The organism is Stutzerimonas kunmingensis (assembly GCF_900114065.1).
In the GTDB taxonomy this organism is placed as follows: domain Bacteria; phylum Pseudomonadota; class Gammaproteobacteria; order Pseudomonadales; family Pseudomonadaceae; genus Stutzerimonas; species Stutzerimonas kunmingensis.
The window spans coordinates 59713-76017 of sequence record NZ_FORS01000010.1 but is presented as its reverse complement, the minus strand read 5'-3'; the positions used below and the strand labels follow the sequence as shown (position 1 = coordinate 76017).

The following is a 16305-nucleotide window of genomic DNA, read 5'->3' as shown; positions in this document are numbered from 1 at the left end:
ACCTTCAAGTCACGAGCGAAAGGCACGGTAGCGGCGCCGCGAGCGGAACGGGAAGCTTGCCGCCAGCAGCAGGCTCTCCATCAGCCAGGCTAGCAACAGTGCGCAACTCAGCCCCCAGGCAATGGCTTCGGGCGCCAGCAGGACCTGGAAGCGATAGCTGCTCCATACCTGCTCGCGCAGACTGCGCTCGGCGCCGAGCAGTACGTGAATGGCGCGTGCGTACCACGGTCGCTGCATCGCCTGCCACTCGCGCTCGAGCAGGCGGGCCCGCGCCACCAGATGCTCGACGCTTTGAGCGTCGTTCTGGAAAACCGGGTCGTCGCTATCTCGATAGTGCTGCACTAGCGCATCCAGATTGCCGCTGAAGAAGCGCCGCGCTGTGTCCTGAAAGCCGTGCAAACCCTGCTCGGCCTCAAGGCGCCTCGCCTCGACGTGCTTGGCATAGGCATCGATGAATCCCGGCACCTGTACGCCCACCAGCAAGCCGAACGCAAACAGGGTCAGGCGCAGATAACTTCTCAGCATGCCGCCACCTTGCCCTGGGCGACGCATTCGCCCTGTTGCCAGAGACTCCATTGACCGGGCTCGTGCAGGGTCCATTGCTCGTTATTGGTCAGCGGCTCGGTCGCCAGCACTGTGACGACATCGTCAGGGGTGGTTTCGGCATGGAAGTTCACCGTCAGCTCGGCGTCTCTGAGTTGAGCAGGGCCGAACGGGGCGCGCCGGGTGACCTCCGCAAGCTTGGTGCTGCAGAAGCTGAACAACCATTCACCGTTGCTCAGCAGGCAATTGAACACGCCCTTGCGGCGATACTCGTTGCAGGCGCCGAGCAACACAGGCAGCAGGCTCTGGGGGTCGCAACGGTCAGGGAAATCCAGTCGGATGCGGTTCAGCAGGTCGCAGAAGGCGCGCTCACTATCGGTGTCGCCGACCGGGCGATAGATGCCCTTGCCAGGCTCGAAGTCCGAAAGCTGGCCATTGTGCGCGAAGCACCAGTACTGCCCCCAGAGTTCGCGGACGAAGGGATGGGTATTGACCAGGGAAACCTTGCCGACATTGGCGTGGCGGATGTGGCCGATCACCACTTCGCTCTTGATCAGGTAGCGCTGCACCATCTTCGCCACCTCGGATTCGCAGCTGGCGACGGGGTCCTGAAACAACCGCAAGCCGCGCCCTTCATAGAAGGCGATACCCCAGCCATCCTTGTGTGGGCCGGTCTTGCCGCCCCGCTGCATCAGACCGGTGAAGCTGAAAACGATATCGGTTGGAACATTGGCGCTCATGCCCAGAAGCTCGCACATGCGTCATCTCCGCTCGGTGTCTGTGAATCGCTCGACTAGAGCCTGGGTTCGGTGCGCATCCGCCCGCGTGACGGCGTGTAGTCCAGCTCGTCATCGCTGTCATCTTCCATGCGTTCGCGCAGCGTCCGGCTGTCCTCGGCTTCGTCCGCAGTGTCGCGGCGGCGTCGATACTTTCGCTCGATCGGCCAGCGTATGGCGACGAGCAGCAGATACAGGCCGAATGCGATCAGCCCGTACATGGCCAGATCCGCCACGGCGCGCCAGGCGTTGTTGCCCACCTGGAAGATCATGTCCATCGCGGTAATGGCCACCGCCGGCGCGAAGAGCTCCTTCGCCGGGTCGACAATGGTCGGCGTGAACAGCAACACAGCCGCGATCAGTCGTAGCGGCTCGCGCAACCAGCGCCACATTCCGCGCGTCACCCGGAACCAGAACAGCAGGCATCCCAGCGCGGCTATCCCGTAGAGAGCCCAGGCGAGCGAGTAATCGGAGTCGAACATCAGCATGGCGTTTTTCTCGGTGACAGCCGTTCACAACTGCCAGCTGCGGCTGGCGAGGCAACAGGGGGTGCATTCAGCGTCGCCACCGGCATGCTTTGCGTCGCAGCGACAAGGGCGGCCATGATAGCAGCCTGTGTCCCTCAGCCGTCATCGATGGTGACAACAAGCCACTGGCGAAGGCCGAAGCAAGGTCGTATAAACCTCTTAAACGAGGGGTTATCCCCAAACATCGCCGGGACGGCTGCCTCAGGCAACCGGCAAGCAAGGAGAAACACGCCATGCCCTACCAACACATACTGGTCGCCATCGACCTGACCGAAGAGTGCCATCCGGTCGTGGCTCGCGCCCAGGCGCTGGCCAGCACCTCGAATGCCAAGCTGAGCCTGGTGCACATCATCGAGCCGATGGCCATGGCCTTTGGCGGCGACGTGCCGATGGACCTTTCGATGCTACAACAACAGCAGTTCGACCAGGCACGCGAGCGCATGAACGGCTTCGCCGACAGCTACCCGGGCCTGGCTCCGGAGAATCGCCACCTCGCCTACGGACAGCCCCGCCAGGAAGTACACCGCCTGGCGAAGGAACAGGGCTGCGATCTGATCGTGGTCGGCAGCCATGGTCGCCACGGACTCGCCCTGCTGCTGGGGTCGACCGCCAACGACATCCTCCACGGCGCGCCGTGCGATGTACTGGCCGTGCGTTTGAAAAAGGCCGATTAGCCAGGGCGCAGCGCAGGGTGAAGCCACTCTGCGCAAGCTGGCGAGCTCAGACCGCTTCGACGCCCTCGCCCGCACTCATCACCAGCGGGCGGATCTTCTGCAGTTGCGTCTCGAGCGAATAGGTCAGGCTCGACGCCATGGAAAAGAAGGTCAGAAAGGCCTTGAGATTGGAGTCGGCGTGACAGGTATCGTGAATACGCTGCCAGAACGCCTGGTTGACCAGTTGCAGCTGCTGAAATGAACGCACCAGCCCGCGCAGTTCCCAGTCCGCATGGCGACCCTCGCGCAGGTTGAAATACTGCCGCGCCAGATAGAGCGATACCGCCCGCAAAACGAACTCGTTGTTGCTGGCAAATGGCAAATGCTGCTTGGCCATGGGCTTGAGTCCGCCGAGCACCGGGCAGGCACTGGTAGCCATGATCACCCCGAGCAGTGCCCGCAGCCCCTCGTCCAGACCAACCTGCTTGGTGTACTCACGCTCCGGGGTGCGCACCCATACCAAGGCCTTCTTCACTGCCGGCAGGCCCTGGAAATCCTCGATCACCCGGTGCAGGTCGACCGCCGCTGGGCAATGGCTGAAATCGTCCTTGCTCAGTGGGCAATTCGAGCAGCGCTGATGCTCCAGACGGGTCCATTTCGGCGCCTGCGCGGCGACCTCCCTGTCGTACTCACGATCCAGCTCGATCCTGTAGCTGAAGTCGTGTTCATCATCCAGGGTAATGCGGTATTCGATTGCCATTAACGCTCCATCATTACTGCATGATCCGATGCGGATACTTAACTACGCGCCAGCACGCCGGGCATTGATCCATCTCATAAGCCGTGATGGGGAGCCGCATCGCCGGGCAACGATTGGTGTGGCGCGGGCCCCAGCAACCCGCACCCCTGCTCGCCAGTGTGGCGGGATTACTCCTCCAGCTCTGCCCAGCGCTCCAGCAAGCCGTCCAGCTCCAGCTGCAGCGCTTCAAGGCGACTCAACACCGCAGCGGTCACGTCTGCCGGCTGCTGATAGAAGGCCGGATCGGAGATCTGCGTCTGGAGCGCCTCGATAGCCTGTTCCGCCTCATCGATCTTGCCCGGCAAGGCCTCGAGCTCGCGCTGCAACTTGTAGCTGAGCTTCTTCTTCGCCGGCGCGACCTCGGCAGCTACCGGCGCGACCGGAGCCTGCTGCGCTTTCTTGGCGTCCTTCGTCTCGCCGCCGGACTCTGCAACACCCAACAAACGCGGCGAACCACCCTGGCGCAACCAGTCCTGGTAGCCACCAACGTACTCGCGTACCTCACCGCCGCCCTGAAACACCAAGGTGCTGGTGACCACGTTGTCGAGAAAGGCCCGGTCATGGCTCACCATCAATACGGTGCCCTGGAAACCGAGCAACACCTCTTCGAGCAGTTCGAGGGTTTCCACGTCGAGGTCATTGGTCGGTTCGTCGAGCACCAGCAGGTTGGCCGGCTTACTGAACAGCTTGGCCAGCAAGAGCCGTGCCCGCTCGCCTCCAGACAGCGCCTTGACCGGCGTCCGTGCCCGCTGCGGGCTGAACAGGAAGTCGCCGAGATAGCTCAGGACATGACGATTCTGGCCATCGATGGTGATGAACTCACGTCCTTCGGCGAGGTTGTCGACCACGGTCTTTTCCAGCTCCAGCTGGTGACGCAATTGGTCGAAATACGCCACTTCGAGCTTGGTGCCGAACTCTATGGAACCGCTGCTCGGATGAAGCTCGCCCAGCAGCAGCTTGAGCAAGGTGGTCTTGCCGGTACCGTTGGCACCGAGCAAGCCGATGCGATCGCCGCGCTGGATGACCATGGAGAAGTTCTTGATCAGCGGATCGCCGCCGACATGGGCGAACGTCACATCCTCGGCGACGATGACCTGCTTGCCGGACTTCTCCGCGGTTTCCACCTGGAACGTGGCTTTGCCCTGGACATTGCGCCGCTCGCTGCGCTCGGCGCGCAGCGCCTTCAGTGCCCGCACGCGGCCTTCATTGCGGGTGCGCCGCGCCTTGATGCCCTGGCGAATCCACACTTCTTCCTGAGCCAGCTTCTTGTCGAACAGCGCATTGGCCGTTTCCTCGGCGGCCAACTGCTGCTCCTTGTGCACCAGGAAGCTCGCGTAGTCGCCGTTCCAGTCGATCAGGTGGCCGCGGTCCAGTTCGAGGATGCGGGTCGCGAGGTTCTGCAGGAATGCCCGGTCGTGGGTGATGAACAGCACGGCACCGTTGAAACCGGTAAGCGCCTCTTCCAGCCAGGCAATGGCACCGATATCCAGGTGGTTGGTGGGCTCGTCGAGCAGCAGCAGATCCGGCTCGGACACCAGTGCCTGGGCCAGCAGCACGCGGCGGCGCCAGCCACCGGAGAGTTCAGCCAGGGTGCGGTCAGCCGGCAGCTGCAGGCGGCTCAGGGTGCTGTCGACCAGTTGCTGCAAGCGCCAGCCATCCTTCGCCTCGAGCGCCTGCTGTACATGCATGAGCTTCTCGAGATCGGCGTCGTTCTGGATGTTCTGGCTGAGGTGATGGTACTCGGCGAGCAGCTCGCCAACCCCGGCCAGGCCTTCGGCGACCACATCGAATACCGTGCGGTCGTCCGCTCGCGGGAGCTCCTGCGGCAGTTCGCCGATCTTCAGCCCCGGGGCACGCCAGATTTCCCCGTCATCGGCGGCACGATCACCTTTGACCAGGCGCAGCATGCTGGATTTTCCGGTGCCATTACGGCCAATGATGCAGACCCGCTCGCCTCGCGCGATTTGCCAGGACACGCCGTCCAGCAACGGCGTGGTGCCGTAGGCGAGAGATACATCGGTGAACTTGAGCAGGGTCATGACTACCTCCGGAAAACAGGGCGCGCAGTCTAACAGATCGCCATGGCCCACCCGCTGTGAGCAAGGCTTTATCAGCCACACGGCGCTATCGCATCGGTTTGCTGTCGATGGCCACGCGAGCCTTGGCAGGTACGCTCGTCGGAAGTCTGCCTTTGTTTGTTACGGGAGCTTAATGCGCGTTTAACTGCCCCGTGCGGCAGGCTAAGCTAGCCCCTGCGACAGGCCGATTGCGGCTGTGCCCAGGCGCAGCCGATCACCTGTCATCTCAAGCCCCCGTTTTACGGATGTACCATGCGCGGCCGACTCTCCAGTTTGTGTTTCTGCCTGTTCGTTTCAACCCTCGGCCAGGATGCGTCCGCCGCCAGTCTCAGTCAGCAGCGCCAGTATTACGACCAGGCCAAGCAGGCCCTGGCCAAGGGCGACAGCGGCCCCTACCGGCATTATTACAACGCCCTGCGCGACTACCCGCTCGAACCTTATCTCGCGTACGACGACCTGACCCATCGCCTGAAATCGGCCAGCAACCAGGAGGTGGAGAAGTTTCTTGCCGAGCACGGTGACCTGCCACAGATCAGCTGGATGAAGCTGCGTTGGCTGCGCCTTCTGGCCGCGCGCGGGGACTGGGAGACCTTCATCCGCTACTACGACCCGAAGATGAATTTCACCGAGCTCGACTGCCTGTTCGGCCAGTATCAGCTACGCAACGACCTGCCAGGTGCCGATGCCACGGCCGAGCGCCTTTGGCTGGTCGGCAAGTCGCAGCACAACGCCTGTGATCCGTTGTTCGAACTGTGGGATATCAAAGGGTTGCTGACCGAAGAGCGCCGTTGGAAGCGCACCAAGCTGGCAGTCGAGAGCGGTAACTACGGCGTGGCCAGCTATCTGGTCAAACGCCTGCCGACCCTGCAACCTCAGGGGCAGTTGTTGATCGATGTCGCGCAGAAGCCGCAAATGCTTCGCCAATCGGATCGCTTCGTGCCAACCAGCCCGGAAATGGCCGACGTCGTGTCGCTCGGATTGCGCCGCCTCGCCCGTCAGGACCCGGAGCAGGCGCTGAATCTGCTCGACGGCTACGCTCGGCGCTTCGCCTTCTCGGCCGAAGAGAAAGTCGCCATCGCCCGGCAGATCGGGCTGACGCTGGCCAAGCGTTTCGACGCACGTGCGCTGAAAGTGATGGCCGAATACGACCCCGAACTGCGTGACAACACCGTCAGCGAATGGCGCGCCCGGCTGCTGCTGCGCCTGGGCCAGTGGGATGACGCATACCGGCTTACCCAACGCTTCCCCGAAGACCTGGCCAATACCAATCGCTGGCGCTACTGGCAGGCACGCAGCCTGCAACTGGCCAAGCCCGAAAGCCAGCAAGCGGCACAGCTTTACCAGCCGGTTGCCAGGGAGCGGGACTTCTACGGCTTTCTTTCTGCCGACCGCATTCAGGCACCGTACAAGCTCAACCACCAGCCACTGGCGCTCGATAGCAAGGTCGTGCAAAAGGTGCGCAACACCGCTGGCATCCGCCGCGCGCTGGAATTTCACGACCGCGGGCAGATCGTCGATGGCCGCCGCGAGTGGTACCACGTCAGCCGTCTCTTTAGCAGGGACGAACTGGTGGCGCAGGCGCGGCTTGCCTATGAAAAGGAATGGTATTTCCCGGCGATCCGCACCATCAGCCAGGCGCAGTACTGGGACGACCTGGACATCCGCTTTCCCATGGCCCACCGCAGCACGCTTATTCAGTCAGCCAGGGCCCGAGAGATTCACCCGAGCTGGGCATTCGCCATCACCCGCCAGGAAAGCGCGTTCATGGCCGACGCCCGCTCCCATGTCGGCGCCACTGGGCTGATGCAGCTGATGCCGGCCACGGCCAAGGAAACCGCCAGACGTTTCAACATCCCGCTGGCCTCACAACAGCAGGTGCTCAACCCCAACACCAATATCCAGCTGGGCACCGCCTATCTGAGCCAGATCTACGGCCAGTTCAACGGCAACCGCGTGCTCGCCTCGGCCGCCTACAACGCCGGGCCGGGGCGCGTACGTCAATGGCTGCGCAACGCCGAGCACTTGTCATTCGATGTCTGGGTGGAAAGCATTCCGTTCGACGAAACCCGCCAGTACGTGCAGAACGTGCTGACCTACTCGGTCATCTACGGGCAGAAACTGAACTCGCCGCAACCGCTGGTGGAATGGCACGAGCGCTTCTTCGAATCTCAGTGATGCGGCGGCTTTCAGGCAACCGAACAGGCCTGCTCACTTGGGCAGGCCTGGCTGAAATTACTCCAGCACTTCCACCGGCATCCCCACCTCCAGCTCACCGGTGCCTTCGGCGATCAGGTTCTGACCGAAGAAGACACCGCCCTTCCCTTTGCGATATGTGAGCAGCGTATTCAGCGGTTCACGATCGGGATCGCGCTCGGCGGTGAACGGGTCGAGGGTGGGAATGACGCAGCGTGAACAGGGCTTGACGATGCGAAACGCCAGCTGACCGATGCGAATACGCGTCCAGCCGTCCTCGGCATAAGGCTGCGTACCGCTGATGACCAGGTTCGGGCGAAACCGCAACATTTCCAGCGGGCGCCCAACGCGGCGAATCAGGTCGTCCAGAGAGCCCTGACCGATCAGCAGAAAGGGAAATCCATCGCTGAATGCCGTGCGCTCGCCCAGCCTTGCGTAGTCAAGATCGACTTGAATGCCGTCGTCTTCGGGCAGATACACCAGACGGCAGGGCTGACCGAGAAAATCCGTCAGCCAGGCCGCTGCGGCATCGCCGGCATCAGGCACCACGGCATTGGAACTCCAGATCTGCACGCAGCGCATTACCTTGGCATCCGGCACGGCAACCAGCAGCTCCTGCATGCCCGGCGCAGTCAGCCGCAGCGCGGTTTCGCCATCCCAGTGCGCCTGTAAAAGCGCCATTCTGGGTACGGCACGCTGGGTAAGAAAGCGCCCTGTGCCGGCTGCAACCACCATCCAGCGCCGATCACCGACCAGACCCAGCGCGTCACTCGCGCATTGCTGCAGCGCTTCGCCAGCGGCCGATTTGAGGGGGAAGCGATAGAGCGAGGAGAGATGCATGCGGCGCCTCCTGAGGGGAAGCGCAGCAGCATATCAGGGCTCGACTGCGATGTTCAGCAGCCGACAGAGCGAGGGACTGATCAGTCCTGCTCTTCCGTTTTCAGACGGTCTTGGATCACGTCCACGAGCTTTTCCGGCTGGAACTTGGAAAGGAAGTTGTCGCAACCGACTTTCTGCACCATCGCCAGGTTGAAACTGCCCGACAGCGAAGTGTGCAGCACCACGTACAGATCACGCAGGCGCGGGTCATGGCGAATTTCCGTGGTCAGGCGATAGCCATCCATCTCCGGCATTTCGGCGTCGGTGAAGACCATCAGCAGCTTGTCGGTCAGCACCTCGCCGGCATCGGCCCAGGCCTTGAGCATGTTCAGGCCCTTCAGTCCGTCGCTGGCGGTGTGAACCTTCAGCCCGAGCTGGCTGAGGGTTTCGCGCAGCTGCGCGAGGGCGACGGTGGAATCGTCCACGCAAAGCACTTCGCGGCCTCTGGCGCGCTCGAGCATCGGATCGGCCAGGCGTTCGGGGGAAATGCTGGTGTCGTAGGGCACGATTTCGGCGAGCACCTTCTCCACATCGATCACTTCCACCAGCTCGTTATCGACCTTGGTGATGGACGTGAGGTAATGCTGACGGCCGGCCGTGGTTGGCGGCGGCATCACTTCTTCCCAGTTCAGGTTGACGATGCGATCCACGCCGCCGACCAGAAACGCCTGTACGGTACGGTTGTACTCGGTGACGATGATGGTGCTGCGCTCATCCGGCACCAACGGTCGCAGCCCGATGGCGCGAGACAGGTCGACCACCGGCAGCGTCTGCCCTCGCAGGTTGACCACGCCGCAGACCGAGCTGTGGCGGTGCGGCATCAGGGTCATCTTTGGCAGCTGGACGACTTCCTGCACCTTGAAGACGTTGATGGCAAACTTCTGCCGCCCGCCGAGCCGGAACATGAGAATCTCCAGGCGATTCTGCCCCACAAGACGGGTACGTTGATCGACTGAATCGAGAATGCCGGCCATTTCCAGGCTCCTTGGGAAAACATGGTAAAAGGCATATCGGCCGGATGCTTCAACGCTTTATGCAACGCAGGGTGTTTTTTATGCCGTGCGTCGCAACCGTCGGAATGGCAAACAGGGGTTATTGCTTGTCGGCATTGCGCAACAGCAAGGGAGAGTCGGGCGGCAGGTGCATGCGCAATGCGCCGGCGCGCACTTCGAAGCGCAGATGGGCACCGCGGAAGGGCTCGCCGTCCAGATTGATGTCGATCTTCGTCGGCGCCTCCACCTCGAGCCAGGGCACCCGCGCGCTGACGGACACCGCCTCGACGCCGAGCAATCCGCCGCTGAGCAATGTTCCCAGCGTACCGACGGCATCGGCCGGCGCAGGCACGATGCAGACATCGAGCAAGCCGTCATCGACGCTCGCCTGCGGACATAGCAGCTGGCCACCGCCCGCCTGGCGGCCATTGCCGATCCCTAGCGCCAGAAACTCGCCCTCCCATTCGAAGTCCGGACCGCTGAAGCGGCCACGGGCCGCATCGATCTCGGCAAAGCGCGTCAGCCCGGTCAGCAGGTAAGCACCACCACCCAGGAAACGCTTGAGTTCTTCCGAGGTGCTGGCAGTTACCCGCGAACCGAAGCCACCGGTAGCCATGTTGACGAATGGGCGACCGTTCATCATGCCGATATCGACGGCGTGCGCAGGCTCATCCAGCAGCGCCAGCGCTTCGAATGGATCGAGCGATATACCGGCAGCCTTGGCGAAATCATTGGCGCTACCCAGCGGCATCAGTGCCAGGGTCGCGTCTGCTCCGATCTCCAGCATGGTTTCGGCAACTTCACGCAGGGTGCCATCGCCACCACCGGCAACCAGCGTTCGGTAGCCCGCACTCAAGGCATCCTGCACCAGCCGTTGAGCATCGCCCGGCTCCCAGGTCACGCGAACCGCCAGCTCCCAGCCCAATTCACGCTGCTGTTTGACAGCTTCGCGCACCTCGTCATTGAGCGCCTGTTTTCCATGCAGTATCAGCAGCGCCTTGGCATCGCTCATGGCTGTTCATTCCTCGCTATTCGCACCGTTGCATAAGACAGGAGCCGGCGCCGGAAGTTGTGCGAAACAAGCGCAGCGGTATTAATCCAAAAGTTCGATCAATAGCGCCGTCGGTCACCGGATGCGCGCACCCAGGTCTTCCCAGACATTCGCAAGTTCCGTCTAAACCTCTTTCAAAACAGTGGTTTGCAGGCAGATCGTGGTTTTCATCATTTTTTTGGCAGGCCTTTGACTAGTACTGAACTCATCCTGAGAGGCACGGTCGGAGCAGGAGTCCCGATCACGGTTGCGATGGCGGCCTGCTATCACCCTCCCGCGTGCCGCGGCGATTAATTCGAGATTTGAGCCAGCTTTGAGCTGAGGATGGAGCCTTGTATGCGCGTACAGTCAGTTGGAACCCTTGAATATGCTCACCCGAGTTTCGTCGATTACTTCCTCGCCAGCATTCGTCTGATACATGCCTTGACGGCTATCTTGCCGGGGCTTCTGCTTCTGGCGTTCATGGAGCTACCGACCAGCGGTCCGTTCAGCGCCTTCCTCGGCTTCTTCGCGGTACTGAGCGTCATCATTTTCCAGACCGTAGGCATTTACAGCGAAGAGGTGTTCAGCACCCTGCTGCGCTTCCGCGTCATGTTCGTCGCCTGGGCGGCAGCGTTCAGCTTCCTGGTCTTCATGCATCAGGGCATGGGGATGTTCGGCTATCTCGAAGCCAAACATCTGGCGTTCTGGTTCCTCACCAGCACCATCCTGTTCGGCGCCGAACGCCTGGCAATGCTCGCCCTGTTCCGCCGCCTGATGGCGCGCGGCATGTTCCTGCAGAACGCCGTGATTCTTGGCGGCACCGACAATGGCGTGCGCGTTGCCGAGTACCTGCAGAACCATCGCGATATCCGCACCGGCGTACTCGGTTTCATCGACGATCGCCTCGAGCGCTTGCCCAAGGAGCTGGCCAACCTGCCGCTGCTGGGCAACACCCGCGACCTTGAACAGATGATCCGTGAAGAGAAAGTCACCCAGGTGCTGGTCGCCCTGCCCTGGTTCGCCGACAGCCGGATCGGCCAGCTGATCGCCGAACTGCGCAAGCTGCCAGTCAACGTTCTGCTGGTCCCTGACATGGTCGCCTTCCGCCATGCCGACAAGCGCATCACCGAGGTCGGCGGGCTGCCGACCCTGATCGCGTCGGATCTGCCGCTGCGCGGATGGTCGCCGATGTTCAAGCGTCTGGAGGACATCGTCATTTCCAGCATCGCCCTGCTCGCCGCCGCGCCGGTCATGCTGGCGATCGCTCTGGCGATCAAGCTCGACTCGCCAGGCCCCGTGCTCTTCAAGCAGAAGCGCTACGGCTACAACAACCGCCTGATCGAAGTTTTCAAGTTCCGCTCGATGTACCACGAGAAGTCGGACGCCAACGCCGATCGGCAAACCACCCGTGGCGATGATCGCATCACCCGTGTGGGCCGCTTCATCCGCAAGACCAGCCTCGACGAGCTGCCTCAGCTGCTGAACGTCTTCCTCGGCAGCATGTCAATGGTCGGTCCGCGCCCTCATGCCACGGCTACCAAGGCTGCCGGCGTGCTGTTCGAGGATGCCGTGGCCGAGTACTCCGCGCGCCATCGGGTCAAGCCAGGCATCACTGGCTGGGCACAGATCAATGGCTACCGCGGTGAAACCGACACGCTGGAGAAGATCGAGAAACGCGTCGAGTTCGACCTGGATTACATCGAGCGTTGGTCCGTGTGGTTCGACCTCTACATCCTGGTGCGTACCCCGCCAGCGCTGCTGCTCAACAAGGATGTGTACTGATCGGCAAACGCGCTGAACACCGCCGAAAAAGATCAGAAAAGCCGCATCACAAGATGCGGCAGGAAGGAACTAATGACACTCCCAAAAATCTCACATTCGTTCACCCCGGGCCGCACCCCGGCGGCTGCGAAGTTGCAGCCACGAGGTTGATCCCATGTTCAAGAACATCTTGATCGTATGTGTCGGAAACATCTGCCGAAGCCCCACGGCCGAAGCGCTGTTCGCACACAGACTCAGCGGCCAGGACCTGACGATCAGCTCGGCAGGGATTGGTGCATTAGTAGGTAACCCGATGGACAAGACCGCCCATGAAGTACTGCAGGACAACGGGCTGGAGCTGCCAGCTCACTGCGCGCGCCAGGTCGACAGCCACATGCTGCACCAGGCGGATCTGATCCTAGCGATGGAGCATAGCCACATTCAGCACATTCGCCAGATCGCACCTGAAGTGCACGGCAAAACGTTTCTCATCGGTAAATGGCAGGAGGAGCTGGAAATCCCGGACCCGTACCGCCAATCCAAACCCGCGTTTGAACATGTCCACAATCTCCTGACGAAATCCGTCGAGAGCTGGCTTCCTTACCTGAAATGAAGAAGGAACTTCGATGACAACCATGCCCCGCCCAATCTATGAAACCAAAGAGGACAAGGACATCGACTTGGCCCACCTCTTTGACACCTTCATCAACAACCGCCTGCTGATCCTGGGCATCACCGGGTTCTTTGCAGCCCTGGGGATCGCCTACGCCCTGCTTGCGACGCCGGTCTATCTCGCCAGCGCGATGATCCAGATCGAACCGAAGAACGGGCTGCCAAGCCTGACTGACGTGGTCAACACCAATCCGCCGGTGTCTCCGGCGCAAACCGAGATCGCGCTGCTCAAGTCGCGCTCGGTGGTTGGTGGTGCCGTTGCCAGCCTGAATCTCGATATCCAGATCACCCCCCACCACTTCCCGATCATCGGCGGTTTCATGGCGCGTCGCTTCGAGCCGAGCGAAGAAGGTGAATTGGGTTGGCACCCTGCCGGTCTTGGCGCTTACGCCTGGGGTGGCGAGACGCTGAAGGTCACTCAGCTGGAAGTGCCGGACAAGGTCCATGGCAAGGAGCTGACACTCGAAGCGGCAGAGAACAACGGCTTCATCCTGCGTGACAAGGACGACGAGGTCGTGGTTCAGGGTGTCGTTGGCGAGCCGGTCGAGACAGAGGACTACCGCGTCACCGTGGCTGAGCTGAATGCACGGCCGGGTACCACCTTCACCGTCGTCAAGAACCGTACCTACAACACCACTGAGAGCTACCAGCAGCGTCTGTCGGCCGCCGAACGCGGCAAGCAGTCGGGCATCGTCAACGTGACCCTCGAAGACCCCAACCCGGAGCACGCTATTCGCGTTCTGGAAGAGGTCGCCAGCCGTTATGTCGACCAGAACGTCGCGCGCAATGCCGCCGAAGCCACCCAGAGCCTGGAGTTCCTGAATGAGCAGGTGCCAGCCGTACGCAAGAAGCTGGAAGCTGCGCAGACAGCCCTGAACAAGTACCAGACCGGCTCGGGCTCCGTGGACATCACTGCCGAAACGCAATCCGTGCTGGACCGCATCGTCGATCTCGAGAAGCAGATCTCCGAGCAGAACCTCAAGCGTACCGAGATGGAACGCCGCTTCACCCGTCAGCATCCGAACTTCCAGGCATTGATGAACCAGATCAACCAACTGCAGATGCAGAAGGAAGAACTGGAGAAGCAGATCGGCACCCTGCCGTCGACCCAGCAGGAACTGCTGCGCCTGACCCGTGACGTGGAAGTTTCCTCGGAAACCTATTCCATGCTGCTGAACAAGACCCAGGAGCTGGACATCATTCGCGCCGGCACCGTAGGCAACGTGCGCATCATCGACCATGCTGCCGCTGACCTGGAAAACCCGGTCAAGCCGAACAAGCCGCTGGTGGTCATCGTCGCAACCCTGCTGGGCGCCCTGCTCGCTACCGCATTCGTCTATGTGCGTGAAGCACTCAAGCGTGGCGTCGAGAACCCGGAAGACATCGAGCGTACCGGCACCCCGGTGTATGCCTCGATCCCGTTCACCGACAAGCAGGCCGCGCTGGAAAAACGCCTGGCCAACTTCAAGCGCGACAAGAGCACCGCCTCTTACCTGCTGACCATCAACGACCCGGCCGACCTCGCCACCGAAGCCATGCGCAGCCTGCGTACCAGCCTGCACTTCGCGATGATCGAGGCCAAGAACAACGTCCTGATGATCACCGGCCCGAGCCCTGCGGTGGGCAAGTCCTTCGTCACCACCAACCTCGCCGCGGTCGTTGCACAATCCGGCAAGCGCGTGCTGCTGATCGATGCCGACATGCGCAAGGGTTACCTGCACAAGGTCATGCGCTGTGACGGTGACAAGGGCCTGTCGGACATCCTCTCGGGCCGCATCACCCTGTTCGATGCCATCCAGAAGACCCAACTGAACAACCTGCACGTGATCACCCATGGCCAGCTGCCGCCGAACCCCTCGGAGCTGCTGATGCACGAGAACTTCTCGCGCTTCGTCAAGGAGATCAGCCACATGTACGACCTGGTGATCTTCGATACCCCGCCGATCCTGGCAGTCACCGACGCAGCCTTGGTCGGTAGCCAGGCCGGTACCACACTGATGGTCACCCGCTACGCGCTGAACGGCGTGAAGGAAATCGAGGCTGCCAAGCGTCGCCTCGAGCAGAACGGCTTGATCGTCAAGGGCGTCATCTTCAACGCAGTGGTTCGCAAAGCTTCGACTTACGGCGAGTACGGCTACTACCAGTACGAATACGCCAGCACCAGCAAATAAGGTGAGCGCATGGCGGCGGCTCTGCCGTCGCCATGCAGAACACTGCAGCTACCCCCACTTTCCTCACTGCCGAACAACTGGCCTTCAGAGCGTCAGTGGAACGTTTTTTTTGCCCGAAGATAGGTGTTAGCGATGACCAGACACCCCAACCGGCCAGCACAGCGCCTGACACGACTGGCCGTGGCACTGGCGGCCACGCTGTCCGCAATCAGCGCATGCGCCGCCGATTGGCCAACCAGCGACAAGGGCCTCGCCCTGCTCGGGGTCAATATCTCCGGCGCCGGATTTGCCCCGCACTTGACTCCGGGCAAGAACGGCACGAACTACTTCTATCCGGAAAAAAAACACTTCAAGTACTACGCCGATCGGGGCATTCGTTTGATCCGCTTCCCCTTCATCTGGGAACGGGTTCAACACTCGCTCGATGACGGATTGAACTTCGACCAGATCCGGTTGTTGAAGAAGACCCTGGATCTGGCCGCAATGAATGGCCAGAAGGTCGTTCTGGATATGCACAACTATGGTCGTTACCACGGCGAACTCATCGGCTCGAGCAAGGTGCCTTACGACGCCTACGCATCGGTGTGGCGCGAGCTGGCCAAGCGCTTCAAGGGTCACCGCGGCCTGCTCGGCTACGACATCATGAACGAGCCACACGGCACCGTTGGACTCTGGCCAGGCGCGGCGCAAGCGGCGGTCGATGCGATTCGCGAAGTCGACGATCAGACGCTGATCTTCATCGAAGGCGAGCGCTGGTCCAGTGCGTATCACTGGCCACAGGTGAACGCCAACTTCCTGATCAACGACCCGGCCGACCGCATCGTCTACGAAGCGCACCTGTATTTCGACCAGGATTTCTCCGGCAAGTACATGGCGCAGACCAGCCGCGATATCGACCCGATGATCGGCGTCGAGCGCGCTCGCCCTTTTATCGAATGGCTGAAGAAACACGGCCAGCGAGGCTTCCTCGGCGAATACGGCATTCCCGATGACCTGCCCGAAGCGGCGGTCGCCATGGACAACCTGCTCGCCTACCTCAATGACAACTGCGTACCCAGCGCCTACTGGGCCGGCGGCCCCGGCTGGGGCACCTACAAGCTTGCAATCGAGCCGCGCAAAGGCGAGGACCGTCCTCAGATGGAGCTCATGCGCAAACACCTGGCGAACGACTGCACTGCCATTGGCCCTACACCTGCGCACAACGCTGACTGATTCTGGAGTGACTCGA

14 protein-coding genes are annotated in these 16305 nt (G+C 61.6%); 6 read left to right on the top strand and 8 right to left on the bottom strand.

What is annotated here, in order from left to right; genetic code table 11:
* Positions 1 to 9: 9 nt before the first annotated feature.
* From BM275_RS19135 to BM275_RS19125, 3 genes are read right to left on the bottom strand one after another with little or no spacing between them, the layout of a single operon-like run.
* Entirely contained in the window at positions 10 to 525 is a 516-nt protein-coding gene (locus tag BM275_RS19135) for a DUF2937 family protein (protein ID WP_090523082.1), read from the bottom strand.
* Positions 519 to 1301 (bottom strand): class II glutamine amidotransferase, encoded by a 783-nt coding sequence (locus tag BM275_RS19130; protein WP_090522997.1) that lies wholly within the window; start codon positions 1299 to 1301, stop codon positions 519 to 521. Before BM275_RS19130 ends, BM275_RS19135 begins: the two co-directional genes overlap by 7 nt.
* A 35-nt stretch (positions 1302 to 1336) precedes the next feature.
* On the bottom strand, positions 1337 to 1807 hold the full coding sequence (locus tag BM275_RS19125) for an MFS transporter (RefSeq protein ID WP_042926897.1): 471 nt from the start codon (positions 1805 to 1807) through the stop codon (positions 1337 to 1339).
* A gap of 272 nt (positions 1808 to 2079) precedes the next feature.
* Here BM275_RS19125 and BM275_RS19120 point away from each other — a divergent pair, with 272 nt between their 5' ends.
* Positions 2080 to 2520, top strand: a complete 441-nt coding sequence (locus BM275_RS19120; protein WP_014820780.1) for a universal stress protein — start codon at positions 2080 to 2082, stop codon at positions 2518 to 2520.
* A 46-nt stretch (positions 2521 to 2566) separates the two neighbouring features.
* Here the strand turns inward: BM275_RS19120 and BM275_RS19115 are convergent, their stop codons facing one another.
* Both BM275_RS19115 and BM275_RS19110 read right to left on the bottom strand, forming a co-directional pair.
* Positions 2567 to 3259, bottom strand: a complete 693-nt coding sequence (locus BM275_RS19115) for a DUF6901 family protein (RefSeq protein ID WP_014820781.1) — start codon at positions 3257 to 3259, stop codon at positions 2567 to 2569.
* Positions 3260 to 3426: 167 nt separating this feature from the next.
* Positions 3427 to 5337 (bottom strand): ATP-binding cassette domain-containing protein, encoded by a 1911-nt coding sequence (locus tag BM275_RS19110; RefSeq protein ID WP_090522995.1) that lies wholly within the window; start codon positions 5335 to 5337, stop codon positions 3427 to 3429.
* 291 nt (positions 5338 to 5628) lie between these two features.
* On the opposite strand from BM275_RS19110, the gene BM275_RS19105 reads away from it, so the two are divergent.
* Positions 5629 to 7551: a transglycosylase SLT domain-containing protein gene (locus BM275_RS19105; RefSeq protein WP_090522993.1), complete on the top strand. Its 1923-nt coding sequence runs from the start codon at positions 5629 to 5631 to the stop codon at positions 7549 to 7551.
* A 57-nt stretch (positions 7552 to 7608) separates the two neighbouring features.
* On the opposite strand, the gene BM275_RS19100 is transcribed toward BM275_RS19105, so the two are convergent.
* From BM275_RS19100 to yegS, 3 genes are all read right to left on the bottom strand, one after another.
* Positions 7609 to 8409 carry an MOSC domain-containing protein gene (locus BM275_RS19100; protein WP_090522991.1) on the bottom strand — a complete coding sequence of 267 codons (801 nt, stop codon included), beginning with the start codon at positions 8407 to 8409 and terminating at the stop codon, positions 7609 to 7611.
* Positions 8410 to 8489: 80 nt separating this feature from the next.
* Positions 8490 to 9422: a chemotaxis protein CheV gene (locus BM275_RS19095; protein WP_090522989.1), complete on the bottom strand. Its 933-nt coding sequence runs from the start codon at positions 9420 to 9422 to the stop codon at positions 8490 to 8492.
* A 118-nt stretch (positions 9423 to 9540) separates the two neighbouring features.
* On the bottom strand, positions 9541 to 10452 hold the full coding sequence (gene yegS, locus BM275_RS19090; protein WP_090522987.1) for a lipid kinase YegS: 912 nt from the start codon (positions 10450 to 10452) through the stop codon (positions 9541 to 9543).
* A gap of 375 nt (positions 10453 to 10827) precedes the next feature.
* On the opposite strand from yegS, the gene BM275_RS19085 reads away from it, so the two are divergent.
* The 4 genes from BM275_RS19085 to BM275_RS19070 all read left to right on the top strand — a co-directional run bounded on the left by BM275_RS19085 (position 10828) and on the right by BM275_RS19070 (position 16289).
* The gene (locus BM275_RS19085) at positions 10828 to 12255 is read left to right on the top strand and encodes an undecaprenyl-phosphate glucose phosphotransferase (RefSeq protein ID WP_014820787.1); all 1428 of its coding nucleotides are present in this window, start codon (positions 10828 to 10830) and stop codon (positions 12253 to 12255) included.
* A 154-nt stretch (positions 12256 to 12409) separates the two neighbouring features.
* Complete coding sequence (locus BM275_RS19080) at positions 12410 to 12847, top strand: low molecular weight protein-tyrosine-phosphatase (protein ID WP_090522985.1); 438 nt, start codon at positions 12410 to 12412, stop codon at positions 12845 to 12847.
* A gap of 13 nt (positions 12848 to 12860) precedes the next feature.
* A complete protein-coding gene (locus tag BM275_RS19075) occupies positions 12861 to 15077 on the top strand; it encodes a polysaccharide biosynthesis tyrosine autokinase (protein ID WP_042926903.1) in 2217 nt (738 codons plus the stop codon).
* 132 nt (positions 15078 to 15209) lie between these two features.
* Entirely contained in the window at positions 15210 to 16289 is a 1080-nt protein-coding gene (locus BM275_RS19070) for a glycoside hydrolase family 5 protein (RefSeq protein WP_090522983.1), read from the top strand.
* The last annotated feature ends 16 nt before the right edge of the window (positions 16290 to 16305 follow it).